Genomic DNA, 18,778 nt, shown 5'->3' on the forward strand with positions numbered 1-18,778 from the left:
GTTATGTCGTTTTCCCCCGAGAGGCTGCTAGCATCGACCTCACTTGCACCCCGAACAGGCGAACACCAGGTAGCCCATGCTCGAGACCACAGCACCGCCAAGGAAAGCACCGCTGGCCCCGCCGCTGGATACGCGGCATCAGGTCGAAACGCCGGAAGGCATCGACCTGCCGTTGCGTCCCGCCGGGTTAATGGTGCGTGCCGTAGCCTTTGCGATCGATCTGGCCCTGCGCGGCGTGATCATGGGGGTGCTGTTCATCGCCCTGGCGTTTCTCGGCAAGCTCGGCATCGGCCTCGGCTCGCTACTGCTGTTTGCGATCAGTTGGTGGTACATGGTGCTGTTCGAAGTGCTGCGTCAGGGCCGCTCGCCGGGTAAACAATGGATGGGGTTGCGCGTGGTGCACGATGACGGCACCCCGGTTGGCTGGTCGGCCTCGTTGCTGCGCAATCTGCTGCGTTTTGTCGATCTGCTGCCCTTCGGCTACTTCCTCGGCACCCTCAGTTGCCTGCAACACCCGACCTTCAAACGCCTTGGCGACATCGCCGCCGGCACATTGGTGGTCTACAGCGAACGCCCGCTCAGTCGTCCGCAACTGCCTGAAGCCGAACCTCGACGCTCACCGGTGCCCCTGACACTCGCCGAACAACGCGCCGTGCTGGGCTTTGCCGAGCGCCAAAGAGAATTATCGCCTGCACGGGTCAATGAACTGGCAGCCCTGCTCGCCCAGCCATTGCACATTTCTGCGCCCAAGGCTGTGGCTGAACTCAATGGCATCGCTCGCGGCTTGTTGGGTCCGACATGAAGCAAAGTCTTTTCGAAACGCGGCACAAGGCCGAATGGGAGCGTTTTGCGCTAGCCCTTGAACGCCTTGAGCGCGGCAAGGAGACCTCGCAAGTCGCCGGTTTCCCCAAAGCCTACCGCCGGCTTTGCCAGCATCTGGCGTTGGCGCAGGATCGCGGCTACAGCAGTTTCCTCATTGATTCGCTGCAACAACAAGTGCTGCGCGGACATCAACAGCTTTACCGTCACCGCAGTCGACTCGGCGCCAATCTGCTGAGTTTCATCCTCGCCGACTTCCCCCGCCTGGTCCGTGCCGAATGGCCGTTTGTGCTGGTCGCCAGCCTGCTGTTCTTCGGCAGTCTGATCGGCGTCGGCGTGTTGGTGTATGTATTTCCCGAACTGGTCTACAACCTGATCCCTGCCGATCAGGTGCGCGAGATGCAAGGCATGTACGACCCGGTCGCCGGCCACCTCGGACGCCCCGCCGAACGTGCGGCCAGCGAAGACTGGGTAATGTTCGGTTACTACGTGATGCACAACATCGGCATTGCCTTTCAGACTTTCGCCAGTGGCTTGTTGCTAGGCGTCGGCAGTGCGTTCTTTCTGTTCTACAACGGCATGGTCATCGGCGCGGTCGCCGGGCATCTCAGCGAGATCGGTTTCGGCCAGACTTTCTGGTCATTCGTCATCGCCCACGGCGCCTTTGAACTCAGCGCCATCGCCCTCGCCGGGGCCGCCGGCCTGGAACTCGGCTGGGCGTTGATCGCACCCGGGCGGCTGACCCGCAGCGAAGCGCTGAAACGCGCCGCACGCAAAAGCGTGTTGCTGGTCTGCGGGGTGATGTTGTTCCTGTTGATTGCCGCGTTTATCGAAGCTTATTGGTCGTCGAAAACCAGCGTCACACCACTGACCAAGTATCTGGTCGGCGCCGGGCTTTGGACGTTGGTCGCGGTCTATCTGTTGTTCGCCGGAAGGACCCGCCATGCGCCTGAGTGACGCCACCGTGGTGATCCGCCCGCGCACGACCTGGGAAGCCATGGACCTCGGCGTGCTGATGAGCCAGCAACATCGGCGTCTGCTGATGACCAGTTGGGCGATCGTCACCCTGCCGCTGTTCGCTTTGCTCAGCCTGTTGCTATGGGACTCGCCGTCGCTGGCGGTGTTTATCTTCTGGTGGCTGAAACCGGCGTACGAACGTCTGCCGCTGTACATCCTGTCGAAAGCGCTGTTTGGCGAAACGCCGACACTCAAGCAAGCTCTGCGCGAATGGCCGCGCCTGCTCAAACCGCAACTGCTGGCCAGCCTGACTTGGCGCCGCCTGAGTTTCAGCCGCAGTTTTCTGCTGCCGGTGGTGCAACTCGAAGGCCTCGATGGCAGCGCCAGGCAACAACGCTTGCACGTGCTCCTGCAACGCAACGCTGGCGCCGCGCAGTGGCTGACCATCATTGGCGTGCACCTGGAATCCGCGCTGTGGATCGGCTTGATGGTGCTGTTCTATATGTTGCTTCCGGAGCAAATCGAAACGGATTGGAGCTGGCAGTCACTGATTCTCGCGGCGGATCAAGACTGGCACTGGCTCGAACACCTGACCAATGCTTTCTACGCGCTGGTGCTGGTGGTGTGGGAGCCGATCTATGTCGCCTGCGGGTTCAGCCTTTATCTGAACCGGCGCACACAACTGGAAGCATGGGATATCGAACTGGTGTTTCGCCGCTTGCGACAGCGCCTGAACAACGGTGTATTGGGAGTGCTGCTGGCGGTCTTTCTGGTGCTGCCGAATGTGCCTTCGGCGTGGGCGGCCGAGCCTGATGACAGTCCGCAGGCACCGCGCTTGTTGAATCAACCACTCACCAGCCAGGCCTCACGGGACAGCATCAAGGCATTGCTTGAACAGCCGCCGTTCAAGAACAAGGAAGTCGTCACCCGCTATCGCTTTGGCGACGACCCGGCGAAACCTGCCGAAGCGCAGAAGCCGGGTGAAGCGCCACAGTGGCTGAAAACCCTGCTGGACTGGCTCGACGGGCAACACTTGAATGGACTGGCGAAGATTATTGAAATGCTGTTGTGGGGCACGGTGATTGCTGCGTTCGGCTGGCTGATCTGGCGTTATCGCGACTATCTCCAAGCGTTCGTCAGCCGCCGTCCGAGACTGCCTGCCAAACCGAAACGCGCGCTGCCGCAACAAGCCTTCGGTCTGGACTTGAACCGCGACACCTTGCCTGACGACATTGCAGGCAGCGCCGAACACCTCTGGCAAAGCCAACCTCGTGCAGCGCTGGGCCTGCTGTATCGAGGGCTGCTCAGCCATCTGCTCGACGACTTCGACATGACCCTGAAACCCGCCGATACCGAACTTCAGGTACTCGCGCACGTTGAACAATTGCAACGCCCGGAACTACTCGCCTTCAGCCGCAGCCTGACCACCCATTGGCAGAACATGGCCTATGGGCATCGCGTCCCGGCAGCCTCCCTGAAGCAGGAGCTGTGCGATGGCTGGCGCGCCTTGTTTGGTCCCGGAGCCGCCCGTTGAGTCGCCGGACACTGTGGTGGGTGGCTGCGTTGATAGCCCTGTTAATCGGCACGCTGAGCGTGTTCCTCTACCTCAACGCCACGCCTTATCAGGAAGAAGTCGATCACGGGCCCTCGCCCGCCGCGCAAGCCAATCCATACCTTGCCGCCGAGCTGTTTTTACGTGAACGCGGGCTCAACGTCAGCCATGCCGAAAGCCTCGCGACACTCCCCGATATCGACCCGCGCCGCCACACGTTGCTGTTGTTCAACGACCGCTCACGCATGACCCCGCGTCAGGTTGACCAAGTGTTGAACTGGACCCGCGCAGGCGGGCGGCTGGTGTTCGTCGCCGAATCGTTGTGGGATGAACAGACCAAACAGAGCAACGACTTGTTACTCGACCGGGTGCAATTGCATCAATCCCTGAGCAAGGATCTGAAAGATTTACCCGCAGACGCTGAACCAGAGCGCTTCCCGCAACTGACCAAACTCTATCTGGAAGACGAAGACGCACCGGCCTACGCTGGCTTCGACACCGACTTCCACCTCGACGACCCGCAGAATCTGGCGCAAGCCTGGGCCAACAGCGCCAAGGCCACGCACATGATGCAGCTGCCCTACAGCCTGGGCACGATCACCGTGGTCACCGACGCCGAGCTGTGGAAGAACAAGACCATCAGCCAATACGACAACGCCTGGCTGCTCTGGTATTTGAGCGCCGACACCGACGTCACGTTGATCTACAACACCGAGCACGATGGCCTGCTGACCTTGCTCTGGCGCTACTTCCCGCAAGCCATCGTCGCTTTGCTCGCGTTGATCGGCCTGTGGCTCTGGCACGTCGGCGTACGTCACGGCCCACTGCAATTACCCACCCCGAGTGGACGCCGGCAATTGCAGGAACACCTGCGCGCCAGCGCCGATTTCCTGTTGCGCCACAACGGCCAGCAGGCGTTGCTGCAAGCACTGCAACAGGACGTTCTGCGCCGTGCCCGTCGCCGTCACCCCGGCTTTGACCAATTGAACGTTGCCGAACAGTGGCTGGCATTGTCACGCCTGACCCGACAACCCACCCGCGCCATCAGCCAGGCCCTGAGCCCGGTGCCGGATCGGCGCCTGTCCAACGCCGATTTCTGCCGCCAGGTCGCCCACCTGCAAACTTTGAGGAACACGCTATGACTGAACAGATCGAGCCCGGCAGCGCCAGCCACGCCGCCCAGCAACGCCAGCGTGCCAGCCAGTTGGCGCAAGCAGTACGTGGCGAATTGCAAAAAGCGTTGATCGGCCAGAACCAGGTGATCGATGACGTGCTGACGGCGCTTATCGCCGGCGGTCACGTGCTGCTCGAAGGCGTGCCGGGACTGGGCAAAACCCTGCTGGTGCGCGCATTGGCCCGTTGTTTCGGCGGCGAGTTTGCGCGGATTCAATTCACCCCGGACCTGATGCCCAGCGACGTCACCGGCCATGCCGTGTACGACCTGCAAACCGAGCAGTTCAAGCTGCGTAAAGGCCCGCTGTTCACCAATCTGCTGCTGGCCGACGAGATCAACCGCGCCCCGGCGAAAACCCAGGCCGCCTTGCTCGAAGCGATGCAGGAGCGCCAGGTCACGCTCGAGGGTCGCGCCCTGCCGATCGCGCAACCGTTCATGGTCCTCGCCACGCAGAACCCGATCGAACAGGAAGGCACTTATCCCCTGCCGGAAGCCGAGCTCGACCGGTTCATGCTCAAGGTGCGCATGGACTACCCCGACGCCGATCAGGAGCTGAACATGGTGCGCCAGGTCTGCCGCTCGACCCGCGCCGACATGCTCGATGTGCAACCGCTGCGCACCGTGTTGCAGGCCAAGGATGTGCAAGCCCTGCAACGGATTGCCAGTGATTTGCCACTGGACGATCAGGTTCTCGATTACGCCGTGCGCTTGGCGCGCGCCACGCGCACCTGGCCGGGGCTGACCCTCGGCGCCGGGCCGCGCGCCTCGATTGCTCTGGTGCGTTGCGCCCGTGCCCGCGCCTTGTTGCGTGGCGGCGAGTTCGTGATTCCCGACGACATCAAGGGCTGCGCGCTGGCCGTGCTGCGCCATCGCGTACGCATCGCGCCGGAGCTGGACATCGAAGGCCTGCAGGTCGATCAAGTGCTCGCACAATTACTCGACCAAGTTCCGGCGCCGCGCCTGTGAAACCCTCGCGCCTGCTGTTGATCTGGCTGGCCTTGCTGCTGCTCATCGGCATTGTGCCGGGCACGTTGCGCACACTGCAGATCGACACTCCGGCGAGCCTGATATCGATCAACTGGGGATTGCTGCTCGCGCTGCTGGCTCTGGCGGCGCTGGATGCGTTGCGTCTGCACCGTTTGCCAACACCGCGCATCACCCGGCAGATGCCCGGCAGTCTGGCGCTCGGCCGATGGAGTGAGGTGCGTCTGGAAGTCGAACACGACTTCAGCGAGCCGATGCACATTCAACTCTTCGACCACCCGCCAGAAGGCCTGAGCTTCGAAAACCTGCCGCTGTCGATTGAGTTGCAACCCGGCCAGCGCAGCCTGCTCGGCTACCGTCTGCGCCCGCTCAAACGCGGTCATTTCAACTTCACCCACTGCGAAGTCAACCTGCCCAGCCCCTTGGGATTATGGTCAGGCAAACGCTTGCTCAGGGTCAGCGACCAGACCCGCGTCTACCCCGACTTCGCCCGGCTCTACGGCGGTGAGTTGCTGGCGGTGGACAATTGGCTCAGCCAGCTCGGCGTGCGCCAACGGCAACGGCGCGGTCAGGGCCTGGAATTCCATCAATTGCGCGAGTTTCGAGAAGGCGACAGCCTGCGCCAGATCGACTGGAAAGCCACCGCGCGCCAGCGCTCACCGATTGCCCGTGAATATCAGGACGAGCGCGATCAGCAGATCATCTTCCTGCTCGACTGTGGCCGACGCATGCGCAGCCAGGACGATGAACTGTCGCACTTCGACCACGCGCTCAATGCCTGCCTGTTGCTCAGTTATGTAGCCTTGCGTCAGGGCGATGCGGTGGGTTTGAGTACCTTCGCTAGCGAACACCCACGCCATCTCGCGCCGGTCAAAGGCAGCGGCCAATTGAACGTGCTGCTCAACACGGTTTATGACCTCGACAGCACGCAGCGCCCTGCCGATTATCAGGCCGCCGCCAATCAACTGCTGACGCGACAGAAGCGCCGGGCCTTGGTGGTGCTGGTAACCAACCTGCGCGATGAGGACGATGAGGAACTGCTAAGCGCGGTCAAACGCCTGAGCGCACAACATCGGGTGTTGGTGGCCAGTCTGCGCGAAGAAGCGCTGGACACGTTACGCCAGACCACGGTGCAAACGCTGCCCGAAGCGCTGGCTTACTGCGGCACGGTGAGTTACCTGAATGAGCGGGCAGAACTCCATGAGCGGTTGAGCGCTCATGGCGTTCCGGTGGTGGATGTCCGGCCCGCAGAACTGGGGGCCGAACTGGTGACGCGGTATCTCAGTTGGAAAAGAAGTGCGGCGCTTTGATCATCTCTCGATCCGCACGTGCACAGATCCGCTGCTCGAGGTACCGTCAGGATTCTCGACTTTGACGTCAAGGGACACGGTTTCCGACAGATCCATCACCCTCCAAGAGGTTTCGTATTTACCGTTGCCATTTGTACTGTAATCAATGAATGGCCTGCCGTTAATGGAGACAAGAATTTTCCTTTTCGGCATCGGTTCTCCAGAAGCCTTGTCTACGATCAACGCAGTCATGGTTACCCAGTCGTTCACGAAAGCCGGATTCGGCGCAGCGACGACGGACTTCACAACTGCAGGACGTTCAGTGACAGTCAACCGCAGCGTTTCCACATCCCAGCCAGCCAAGCCGCCCTTTACCGACGCCCACAACGCTGCCTCACCTGCACTGCCCAAGACAAAGCGCACCGTTGCCATCCCATCGGTACCCGTCAGTGTTGCCGGTAAAGATGTGTTGTTGTATTCCCACATCACTTCGACATTAGCCAAAGGCTCGCCGGTATTGGCTGAAACCACCAAAGCCTGAGCTGAAATTTCTTGCCCCGGATAACCGGTCAGATCATCGCTGAACATTTCCTTGATCTGTCGAGGTTCATGCAGGAAATACGGCAACGAAATCGATTCCGAATACTGCGTGTCCCCCACCGTCGCGGTCAGTTGCGCCGCTCCGGGCGTCTTGGGCACAAAGCGGATCCGCGCCACGCCGTAGAAGTTGGTGGTCGTCGTCACCTCGCCAAGATCCGCACTGCGCCAGACAACGTTCATCCCCGCCATCGGCCTGCCACTGATGGCCGAAACAATGGTGATCTGCTCGGACACAGCCTCGCCCCAGTACAGCGTCTTGCTAACCCGCGAACGCTCGGCGATTTTCACCACTTGGGTGCCTTCGCCCACCGACATTGCATTGACAGGTGACCATCGAGCCAGGCTTTCGCAGGCCAGAAACAAGCCGAAACTGCCGTTACGCTTGTCATCGACCATGAAGGAATCGGTGAATCCCGCCTCGCGGCTGAAAACTCTTGGCAAACCGAGTACGGGCTGAGTAAAACGAATGCCGAGTGCCTCAGGTCCGGTGCCGACCATGCCCAACGTCAACTTTCGACCGGACAAGAAGGTGTCTTGTGGGGCAGTTACATCGATTCTATGGGTCAGTTTGCGACGCGCAAAACCAGTGTCCTGGCCGAAAGGCAGTGCAGGTCCGTTGTCCATACTGAACTGCAATCGAGCCCACGGATCGTCGGCCAGCGAACAGACCTCCATCGAACGTGTATCTGTAGCATTGTCATACGGACTGGTGACCGACACTTCAACCATTGCCGATCCGCCTGTGGTTGCCCCATACGCAAAGCCTGCCCAGCCATCGTCAGCAGTCACATGCTCTTCAGAGTGACCATCCACCTTCCACTGCGTTGGCACTTGAACCATGGCAGCTTCCGAGAAATCCGAACGTACTTTCGCCCACATCCATGCCGGGTCCTGACCCACGATCGGGAAAACGGCAGACTCACGTACGGTTTCAATGCTGAGTTTGTTGTGGCCCAAGTGCATTCTGGTGACATCCGTCGAGCCAGCCCCCCCGTCAAGAATTTCAGACCGAACGCCCCGCCCCCCTGACTATCGGAACAATCCAGTGTCCAGGTCATGCCACTTTCATCAATAACATTGTGGCTATGTGGAGGCGGGTCGAGAACGATGTCCATCTCTGACGCTGGAGTTCCGGACCATTGCAAATCCATGGCAAGCCCCACCAGGGCACTCAGTGCGTTGGTTCTGAAAATATACCGGTGTACGGCACCCAGGCAGGGATACAGCAACTGACCTCGGTCGGTGCTCATATGATCCAGTTCCAGAGTGAACTCATCGTAAATATCCGGTGAAACCAAGCGGCCGAGCAACTCTCGATCTTCCAGTGAATCGGTCAACAACCGCAGTCCGAACATGCTGCTGCGGCTCTTGGCGAATTCAGAACTCAGAGTCCAGATCAGCGGTTCATCTGCCCGCAATACCCTGGGCTCGCCAAGTTCACTCACCACCAGCCCGATGCCTGGGTCGTCAATGCCCCATGCCAACGTGATTTCCTGGCCGATAAGAGGACTGTCGGCGAGAGCAGTAACCACCAGGGAATGGGTCAGGCCTCGTTTGCAGACAACCCCTAGATCCTGGTTGACCAGACCACGATCAAATGTGATGTTGACCTTGTCCTTCCATGAACTCCTGGCAATCGCGGTCACGCTAAATTCGCACTCATGCGACTCGGCCGATTCATGCGCTCGCACCGCCGCGGTGATCGCATGAATCCCGTGTTCTCTGGTGTAAAACTTCAGGCTCCCCCAACCACCGCTTCCCGTTTGGCTCCGCACGACGCTTTCGGCCATTTGCCACTCGACCAGCGCACCGATCACCGGTTCGCCGTCGCCCTGATCAGTAACATGCACCACTTGCAAGCGCAGGTACGCACTTTCGTGATCCTCCACCACCGGACTATTCTCGGCCTGACGCACCTCTTTGATCCTGATCCTGTTGCGCGCCAGCGACATACGTTTTCTGGGCGACGGCAACAACAGCTTCGAGCAGACCAGTGACAACTCGAATATCCCGTCGCGCCGGTCTTCGCAGTTCAGCGTCCAGGATGCAGTGCCCCCTCCATCGATCGGCATGGGCACCGATGTTTCCAGTGGCGGACTGACCACGACACCCAGTTGCCCAGGCTTGTCACCGTGCCAATGCAGATAGAAGTCGCTGCCTCGCAGACGACTGTTGGCCGCCAGCATTACATCAATGAAATGGGTAGAACCCCGGTTCGGATAACTGTTATCAATCCAGTCCCTGATTTCGTTGTTTTCACGGACAGTCAACCGTGCCCACGGATCCTCGCCCAGTACCAGTACGTCAAACGTCTGAGTCCACACACCCTGCTCGTAATAAAGGCTGACCACAGAGGCTTCAATAACGAAGTCCCCTGCTGCCTTCGCCTCATAATCGAAGTAAGCCCAACCTTGTTCATCAGTAACGGTGGCCGCCAACACCCCGTGCTCGGCGGTCGCCCAGTTCACCGTAAGCCCGGCAAATGGCTGGCCGGTGTAATACGACGCTACTTGCACACCCAAACGGACACTTTGCTCAATCAACGGGTAGTAAGCGGCCTCGACCACCTCACGAAAAATCAGTCGATGATGCCCCAGCGATACGGGGATCTCGTAGGCCTGCGCGGTGTAACGGTTGCGCAAGCTAAGGGTGAATTCGTAGTCCTGATCATCGATTAACGGGCAATCAAGCGTCCATGGCACGTCCAGCGATTGCGGGGTGTCCCAAGCAGGCGTCGCGACAATCGCGCCCTGCGGGTTATTGTCGATGCTCAATGCAACCGGGGTGCCGTCCCAAGGGTTATCCGGCACAGGTACAAAACCGAGTACGTGGGGTGTGATCAATGCGTCGCTGCCAAAAGCTCCACCCCTGCTGGCGCCCTGACACAGGTATATTTTGCGCAAGGGCAGGAACGACATGCCGTCCAGCTCAATTTCCTGCAACTCAAGTGGCGCGAGTTTCAACTCGACTTTGACGCGTGTAACCCAGAGTTCGCCATTTGGACTCGAAGACTCTGTCGAGCTGTATATTTCGATGCGCAGCGGCTTTGAGCTTGAGATGTCCGATGTCAGTTCCACTTCATGCAGGGTCGGACTGAAACGCCTCTCTGGCCCTGATCCGAAACCCTCGCGCTGTTGTGCCTGATCAGGTTTACCCACGGGTTTGAGTTCGATGCGGTAATGCTCGATTTCTCCCTGAGAAATCCTCACCCAGCCTGATTGGCTGAAACTGCTTTCCCACAGAAAACTCAGCCAATAAGCACCATTGCCATCAGGATCTCTGGGAAGTGTGACGTCCTGCGTGACACCCGCGCCCTTCGGCGCTTTGATGTGCTTGACAGGCGTGTTGTCGTAATACGCCAGGCCTATGGCAACCGCCCCCGTTTTTGCCCAACAATCGAACCTTTCTTCGAAATCACCGTTGCACACCAGGTTTTCATTCACCTGAACGATAGGATTATTCATGACTGCGCACTCCCTTGCCCTTGCCGGCCAGGCCCTCTTGTGCTGCATTGACCAACTCCTTCACCGAATCGGTAAACGACTGATCTCCGCTCTTGCACGTGTAGCGAATGCGCAAAATGAAATCGTTCATCGAGCGCAGCGTGGCCTCCTGCGGCGGTTCTTTATGCCATGGCCATTTCAGCTCCCAGGCGGACACCACACCGGTATTTTCGAATGGATAGAGCAAACCTTCGTCTGGCTTCGCCGCCGCCATGCCGTTGTCGGCAATACCCACCGACAGGGCGATCTGCTGGCCCGGACGCAAGTTGAACAGCACATCAGAAGGGGCCACTACCCCAGGACCAGGATTGTGCAAGTACTGCACTGACTGCACCGAAGCCCGGCTGGCGGTCATGCTGCCGACCTGCAGCAAGGTCGCGCGCACGTCCTCGAAAGGCCCCGTCAGCACTGGCAAGTCGACTTCCACCGAACTGATCTGCCGGCAGAAATGTCCTGGATAGTCCCGATCGAACAGCAGTTGGGTGAGTTTGAATTCCAGCGAGCCGTTCGTCTGCAATTGCGCCAATGCAGCCTCCCAACTACCAACGCCCTGAGGGTCAGTTGCGTCATTGAACAGGCGACGCAACGAGATGGTTTTCACCAGTTCCAGACGCCGCTCGGTGCGTTGCAAGTACTCACGTTCCATACGCAGCAGGTACGCGCGCAGATGCTCGCCAGCAGTCAAACCGTGGCGTTGATCCTGCCAGACCTGCGGCAAGGGAATATGTGAGTCGTAATCGCCGGTTTCGGCGCTCATCGCCGCTTGTGCGCTAAGGCACAGACTGACTACTGCGTCGTAAGCCTGATAGTGCAAGGCCTTGAGCTGGCCCAGCATCCAGCCGAACAATTCGGCATTGGTCGCGCGTTTTTTCAGATAGTTGTACATCGTCAACGCCTGAGCGTTAGCTCGTAGCGTTTGCGCGAGGTTGGTTCTGGCCGCATCAATCGCATGGTTCTGCGCGACGATTTGCGCATCGATGGCCGCAATTTCTGCCAGCGCCTGATCGCGTTGCAGCCCCCATTCATTGCGGCGACGGCGATAGCCTTCGGTGGTAGCTTGCTTGTCGGCATCGATTTGCAGCATCGACGAAGCTATCTCCAGGCCAAAGCAGATGGCATCGGTAACTTTGTCGATACGAAACCCGCCGTTCGCCATACCGAAGATATTGGGCGCGGCCGCCAAGGCCGCGCCTACCGGTTTGAGGATTTTGGCAGTCAGCGCCAGCTCTTTGGACTGGTCCAGGTTTGCCATGACCTGATATTCGACAGCCGACACGTTTTCGTCATAGCGAGCTGCGTAAGCAGCAGCCCGTTCCCGAGCCACTGTCCGGCTCTGCTCAAGCGCCGTCATGCTCGCCTCCAACTGAGCGATGGATTGCTCCTGCATGGTTTTGGCGTAGTTACCCAACTCCACCAGATGGTTTTGCTGCAGCTCTTCCTGCTCGGCACGATCACGCCGCTCAAGCAGATTGAGTACCTGGCTGCCGTAATCCTGCAAGGCCTGCACCGCACGCAAGGCAACCTCGAAGATCGTGCGCCAGCGAAACGCAATCACCACCAGCCGTCCGCCCATCGGTCTGGCGCCACCGACACCACCTGCGGCCAGAGCGCGCAGCAATTGGTTCGGGTCAGTCGGTGGGTTGAACAACGGCAGGAGCATGGGCTTGCCATCAATGGTCAAATTGTTGCGCAAGTTGTTCATGCGGTACTGCGGCTCGTTGAACCGCGCGAGCAACTCATCATTGATGGGTGCCCTGAACGGCGGACACCCCAACATGCCCAGCATGGGAGCCGTATCGGAGCCGCCCGGAACATCTGCCAGGCTGTAATTCAATGTCTGCTCGAAAGCTTCCAGTGCCGTACGCGTGCAACTTTGGGCCAGAAGGTTCTCCAGCGTCGCGGTCTGCCACAAGTTCACCGTTTGAGTCAGAGGCGGTTTGCCCATCAATGATCCCGCTTGTACATAGCACAGCTTTGCCGCCACCAGGCTTTCGCGGGTCAGTTGGCGGTAATGCCAGTCCCCCCAGGCCATGAGGTTCTTCACATATTCGATGAACATCAGCAGCCTCAAATGCACAGGCGCCGAATATCCAATCGCATCCGGGTCGGCGGGCGCTGCGGCTTCACAACCGGCATGCCCCAGATCGTTGATCAAGGGGCGGCAGCGCCAGAAACGTGGTTTCTCGGGTACCGAGTTGCTATCGGCAGGGGCCCGGGGATCGAAAATGAAATGCAACCACGTCTGGGCTTCGGCAAACCGCTCTTCATCACGCAAGCGTGTCGCGATCAAATGCGGCAGATGGAAAAACAGCTCCCAGAAAAACAGCCCGTTGGCACCGTCGAAAGCGCCGTTGCGCTCCTCGAAATCAACATTGGTGGGCGGCGGCTCTGACAGATGCTGGGAGTCCCAATTAATCAGCGTCGCAGGAGAGACAGTGGAGCGTGTGACCAACTCGGGACCGAACAGCGAATTGAGCCGAACGTAGCGCAACGCCCAGTCATCACCGAGTTGAAAGTCGAGGAACTGGGCGGCATCCGTGGTGTTTTTAAGCAGCGTTGGCGCGCGGAAATACGGGAGATCGACAATCGTCAGAGCAAACTGTTTACCGCCAAAGCCTTCAGTATCATTCCTTAGAGTGAACTTGACGTTGTTCCAGGTCCCCTTTGGTCGAGTGAAGGTACCCAAAAAATTCATTGTCCAACCGCCGGCTGTAGGCACCGAACGCATCACCGGCACCGGGTCACCACCGGCGGAATTCTCCAACTGCAAGGTGAAGTTTGTATTCTTCTCTGACAAACCTGTGGGCCTGCAAAAGCCCTCAACCGTCAGCTCGTCTTTGTCACCCACTCGCATGGCGAAGACGTTCAGCCCCAGAAAAGCTGCCATGGAGCCTGACGGTGACTCACTTGGGACCACAGTAACCTCAAGACCCAAGGGGTGCTGAACCGTCAAGGCAGAAACAAATCGATCATTCTTGGCCATCTCCAGCCAGGTACCACCGTCTTCAACAACGGGGCGCATCAGCACATCGATGATCGCGGTCTCGTTCAAGGCAGCTGTGCCGGTTTTATCATTGTCCAGCAATACCCCGAGCTTGCCTTTGGGATTCTGAGAGTCGACCCACACGGTTGCAATCAGCCAGGCACCCGCAGAAAGATCCTCATCAAACTCGCCATGGTGTAAATTCAAAGGCGCCGACCACTGGCCGTTCTGCCTCATGAAGGCCACATTGATATCCAGCTGATGGGGCACGAATCGGGATCTGTCGTCCTTTGAGGGATCCGCGGGGACGGCTTTGATGATCTCGCCGACCTTGTCCCGCCACTCCGCCCAGACCAGACACAGTCGGCCATTCCAGACCACCGGACGCATGTCCAGCACCCGCCCGGCAGGTTGAATATCCACCGCTTTCCATTCACTCCACGCCGCCGGGTTGACGGCCACACACGTGGGCGTGATCTCGATTTGCGCCTTGCGCCAGAAGTACTGGAACGGCGGCACCCGCTGACGCCCGACAAAGTAATAATCGGCGCGCTCCGGGGTCGTGCCGTCCATGTAGCCACTGACAACATCCAGATCGCAGATCTGTTCGAAGGCTTGCAAGTAATCCTGTAGCGCGGCTTGAACCGAATCGCTGTTCAAACGGGCCTGGTTGAGGTTGTTTTCAAGGGCCTTGAACAGATCCGTCTTACGCTGACGGACGAACGGATTGATGTAGTTTTCCGGGTAGAGCGCGATCATCTGCACTGCGGCCCAGTCCGAGTAGTTATTGTACAGCGCCCAGTTTTCCAGCTGCTCAAAGGGAAACTCGTGGTTTTCGAAACCGGGCTCCATTTTGTTGTACACCGCACTGATATATTGCTGCGCACAACTGATCGCTTCGGCAACCCCCGACGTCTGCACACGAGCACTGTCCAACGGGTCGATGCGCAGCAATTCGAACACGTCCTCCGGGGTCCGCAAAGGCGGGTAACGCTCCGCCTTTACTTGCCCGATGCAATACTCAAGCAACGCGGTACGACGTTTTTCCTGCAACAGGCCAATGTTGTTCGATGTCATGATCCTTGCTCCGTGGAAGAGGTTCCCGAGTCACTGGCGGAAGGCGTTGACGCTTGTCCAAGCGAGTGGCTGCGGCCTTGCGTCACCCCAAACCTGATGGGTTCGAAGAGTGTCCCCAAGCCGCTTGCCAGGCTGCGTATACCGACTTCGAATTCACCGCTGAAATCGCTGGTGATATAAACCGTGGTTTGACCTTGCTGATTGGTGAACCCCTGTGCCGGACGGATCGTTGGCCTTTCTTCGGGATCTGTTTCTACCTCCCAGGCCCAGTCCACCAGCATGTTGGCCCCAAGGTTTCCGTACTGGTCCACCATCGTGGCGTAGAGTGTGATTTCCTGACCAAGCGGCACGACCTCCGTTGGCACCGGAGACATAAGCCCGGTCGGGAAATTCATGCTCTCGGCGTGGGCGATAACGTCGATGCTCACTGCCCACTCAGGCTCGAGCAGGCTCAGGGAAAAATAAAGGCTGTCCGTGCCCAAGACTGTGCCCGGAAAATACTCAGCCGTGAGGACTCCTTCGGGATCGGTGATGCCTGATCTGATGGTCCCTAGCTCGGAGTGCCAATCAACAGCGATGCCTTTCAACGCTGCACCTCGGGCGTCGGTGAGCGTCATCGTAATGATCGCTTTCTCATCTTTTTTACTAGCGAAGACTTCCGTCGGTTCTACTGCGCAAGTCATCCTGACCAACTGCTTCAGTTCGCCCGGTGCTTGCTCGACAGGCACACGCGTCTGGGTCTGACTGAGCAAAGCCAGTTCAGCTGCCTGGGCATAGGCCTCGCTGGCATCGGTTGTCTCCGGCAAGGTACCGATCCGCAAAATGGTCCGGGCATCCATACCGGTCTGCATCGACAACTGGTAAACGCGTATCAGCAGATCCAGTTGTTCCAGGGTTTTCAACACTTGGGTTTCAGGATCGATATGGCGAACACATTCGCTGACTTCCTGCGCGCTCCAGGCAAAGAATTCAGCCAGTTTGATGGCAGCTGCCTGCTGCACCACCCGCAATGCATCCTCGCTGGGTCGGGCAGGAAGCGAATGGACCTGACGCAGATAGTCCAGCAATTTCTGTTCCGGCTGTGCACTCATGCTGAACGCGCGGGTCAGCGTGGTCATCGCGTAAAGTATGCGCACCGAGAACACATATTTTTGAGAGGGATCGATGATGATGATGCTTTGGTCGACCCACGCCTCATATCCATAATCCAGATAATCCTGGAGCAGGGCCGCACTCAAACCCAGCATTGAAACGACTTCGGCGCGCTGGCGCACAACAGCCAGCAATTCGAGTAAAGGATCTGAAGGTTCGTCGCGCCTGCGCTGCGTCGCTGGCGGTTCGAGGTCAGTGCGGTCATACACTTGGCGCAACAGTTGGTACACCGAAGCATCGACCCAGTTCAGCACCAGAACGGCCAATTCGCCCTCGATGCCGGCGTAGACTGCCAGCGACTCCCTGACCAGCGACACTTGAGCGTCTCTGGCCTGCAGAAGAACGGTGAGCATGATCTCGGCCAAGACGCTGACCTGGGCCTCCTCAATGTCCAGGCCGTTCCTGACGGCCCATTCGAGCTTCTCGCGGGCAAAGGCCGAATAATCCTCCGGCGTCATGGCAGTGGCCAGTATCAGGCCATTGGCATCGACAACCGGCGCCAGCCCCTCACTGTCAATCGACAGTAAATCCAGCCAGTCGCTCTCTCCGGCCGGCGGAATACCGGCTACGAGAAAAGAATTATTGGATAACCGCGCGCTGGGCAGGAGGGTGCCGATCTTGTCGAAGAACTGCTGGTCCTGCTGGGAGAAATCGCTCAGACGCAGTGGTGCACTCACGTGCTGCAACATCCACAGCACCGACATGTTGCTTTGCTCGCACCATTGCACGCAGGCCTGCATGGCTTCGATCAGGCTCAGCACACCCGGATCGCCAGAGGTGACGTCAATGCGGCTGTCATCAACCGCCACGTCGACAATACGCGGCTTGCCAGCCAGCCCTTTGAGCCAGGTTTCTCCCCCCAGCACACTGAGCATCAACACGCCTTCGACCGGCGTGATATTCAACAGCCGGGGCAGTTTTACCAGACGGTAAAAACTGGAAATGACCGGCGCACTGCGCACCAGATTATCGGTAAGATCATGAGCCTGGGCTATCGCCAATGCCAGGTAGTGGTAAGTCTGAAGATCAATACCCAAACCACTGCATAGCTGGCTGACCGTCAGATTGTCTTGATCCGATGTCGGTATCAGCGCAAACGGTGTGCCGTCGAGTCTCAGCGGCTCGCGATAATTGTCTTGATTGTTGAAGACCTGATCGAACTGCGACAGTGCGTCACCGCGACCGTACAGTGACAGTTCATCGAGAAACACGGCGAAATCCGCTGCCGTGCAGTTGTAGCGTTCACGCAGTCGCTGAAACAGACCCAATGCATGGATCACGTTGACCGAAATCGCCCACACCTCAGGCTTTTCGGCTCCACGCGCTTGCGCCCTGATTGCTGCCACCAACAGAGCGTCAGTCTGCTCAGGGGACAGATTCAGCCATTTGTCCAGGCGCAACTTGCGGTTGAGTCGATCAAATGTATTCAAGCCTCTTGGGGTATTGGGATTAACGATTATCCGATGAAAATTTTTCCCTGACTGCGTGGTGATACCGATAGCGGGGTGAGCATTATCATTGATGTAAACCGAGCCGGATCGGCCGCCTTCCGGGACATCGGGCTCACTGGAGTATTTCACATTGGCCGAACGTCGCGGCGCGTAGTCCCCGACCGAAAAAAGACTTGTAATCTCCTCGGCAACAAGATTCGTACGTTGAGCCAGATAAAATATCTGATTGAGATTCAGATACTCAGTGTCTTCTGTGCCAAAGTTCTCCAGATAGAACTGATGCATATCTTCGGGATATGTGTATTCCTCAGTAAGCAGCCGCTGCTGGTAAGGGCCCAGCCGAGAGGCATGCGCCAGAGCAGCAGCGGCAAGCCTGGTCAGGGGCGCGGAGTGCAAGAAGTTGGGGAATTTGCCGTCAACGATGTTGGCAAAATCCCCCACTGATCGTCCGCTGAAACCCGCAACCCCATCAACCGTGACCCAATGCTGGTAATACGGCAGACCGTTGGGATAGCGTGCTGTGATCAATGCCTGTTCAATTGGAACCACCGTGTTCGCAGCGATGAACGCCTGTAGCACGCGTACGATCACGTCGACTGATGACTCCGGCGCGTTCACCGCTTTACTGTCGACCGTCAACGTCATCAAATCCGTGCGACGCTCATGCAACGGCAGCTTGCTGTCGTCACCAACGGATTCGATCAAGTCGCGAATCAAGCGATACAAGAAGACCAGATACGCCGAAGGCCCGAACATGGACTCCAGAGAATCCGAGGGGCACTTGGCTCTCAATTGCAGATCGAATATTCGCTCCAGTTGCGGCCCGTCATCAACGAGCGACATCAAACCACTGGACGGTCCTGTCGACCCGGCGTTGTCCCTCTTCACAGGATGTTCAATAAACCGACGCCGCACATAGCTCGCCAGGCTGTTGGCCCGGCGCAAAAAGCGTCGCGCCTCTTCCTGCTCAAGTCCGTACTCGCCGACCAGCAACGGAATACCCTTTTCGACCAGTGGGAAAAACGATCCCCCCTCCTCAACGTAACTCCAGAGTTTCGAAAGCCGGTTTTGCGCAGTGGACGTTTGCTGACCAAACAGCTGAATGAACAACTGCGCAGCGGGACGGAGTGAATCAGCCATGGTCACATTCCTTGAGTCGATAACGGGCCCGGTCCGCCTGACTGTCGTGTCAGGCGGACCTAGCTTTCCATAAGGATTTAGCGCTTGAACGCAGCAG

10 protein-coding genes are annotated in these 18,778 nt (G+C 58.5%); 6 read left to right on the plus strand and 4 right to left on the minus strand.

Annotated features, from left to right (window positions below; translation table 11 throughout):
* The first annotated feature begins 76 nt into the window (after positions 1 to 76).
* From AB4O01_RS13590 to AB4O01_RS13615, 6 genes are read left to right on the plus strand one after another with little or no spacing between them, the layout of a single operon-like run.
* Positions 77 to 802 (plus strand): RDD family protein, encoded by a 726-nt coding sequence (locus tag AB4O01_RS13590; RefSeq protein ID WP_460092050.1) that lies wholly within the window; start codon positions 77 to 79, stop codon positions 800 to 802.
* Positions 799 to 1,776, plus strand: coding sequence for a stage II sporulation protein M (locus AB4O01_RS13595; protein WP_460092052.1), 978 nt, complete (start codon positions 799 to 801; stop codon positions 1,774 to 1,776). Before AB4O01_RS13590 ends, AB4O01_RS13595 begins: the two co-directional genes overlap by 4 nt.
* A complete protein-coding gene (locus tag AB4O01_RS13600) occupies positions 1,763 to 3,310 on the plus strand; it encodes a DUF4129 domain-containing protein (protein WP_460092053.1) in 1,548 nt (515 codons plus the stop codon). The genes AB4O01_RS13595 and AB4O01_RS13600 overlap by 14 nt, the downstream gene beginning before the upstream one ends.
* Positions 3,307 to 4,470 (plus strand): DUF4350 domain-containing protein, encoded by a 1,164-nt coding sequence (locus AB4O01_RS13605; protein WP_460092055.1) that lies wholly within the window; start codon positions 3,307 to 3,309, stop codon positions 4,468 to 4,470. Before AB4O01_RS13600 ends, AB4O01_RS13605 begins: the two co-directional genes overlap by 4 nt.
* The gene (locus AB4O01_RS13610) at positions 4,467 to 5,468 is read left to right on the plus strand and encodes an AAA family ATPase (protein ID WP_095048231.1); all 1,002 of its coding nucleotides are present in this window, start codon (positions 4,467 to 4,469) and stop codon (positions 5,466 to 5,468) included. Before AB4O01_RS13605 ends, AB4O01_RS13610 begins: the two co-directional genes overlap by 4 nt.
* On the plus strand, positions 5,465 to 6,796 hold the full coding sequence (locus AB4O01_RS13615) for a DUF58 domain-containing protein (protein ID WP_460092058.1): 1,332 nt from the start codon (positions 5,465 to 5,467) through the stop codon (positions 6,794 to 6,796). The genes AB4O01_RS13610 and AB4O01_RS13615 overlap by 4 nt, the downstream gene beginning before the upstream one ends.
* On the opposite strand, the gene AB4O01_RS13620 is transcribed toward AB4O01_RS13615, so the two are convergent.
* From AB4O01_RS13620 to AB4O01_RS13635, 4 genes are read right to left on the minus strand one after another with little or no spacing between them, the layout of a single operon-like run.
* On the minus strand, positions 6,797 to 8,215 hold the full coding sequence (locus AB4O01_RS13620) for a hypothetical protein (RefSeq protein ID WP_460092060.1): 1,419 nt from the start codon (positions 8,213 to 8,215) through the stop codon (positions 6,797 to 6,799). It abuts the gene before it with no gap.
* Entirely contained in the window at positions 8,161 to 10,839 is a 2,679-nt protein-coding gene (locus AB4O01_RS13625; protein ID WP_460092061.1) for a hypothetical protein, read from the minus strand. Before AB4O01_RS13625 ends, AB4O01_RS13620 begins: the two co-directional genes overlap by 55 nt.
* A complete protein-coding gene (locus AB4O01_RS13630) occupies positions 10,832 to 14,938 on the minus strand; it encodes a Tc toxin subunit A-related protein (protein WP_460092062.1) in 4,107 nt (1,368 codons plus the stop codon). The genes AB4O01_RS13625 and AB4O01_RS13630 overlap by 8 nt, the downstream gene beginning before the upstream one ends.
* On the minus strand, positions 14,935 to 18,681 hold the full coding sequence (locus AB4O01_RS13635; RefSeq protein WP_460092063.1) for a Tc toxin subunit A: 3,747 nt from the start codon (positions 18,679 to 18,681) through the stop codon (positions 14,935 to 14,937). The genes AB4O01_RS13630 and AB4O01_RS13635 overlap by 4 nt, the downstream gene beginning before the upstream one ends.
* Between the last annotated feature and the right edge of the window lie 97 nt (positions 18,682 to 18,778).

The sequence above is a fragment of the Pseudomonas sp. S2_E02 genome, assembly GCF_054668355.1.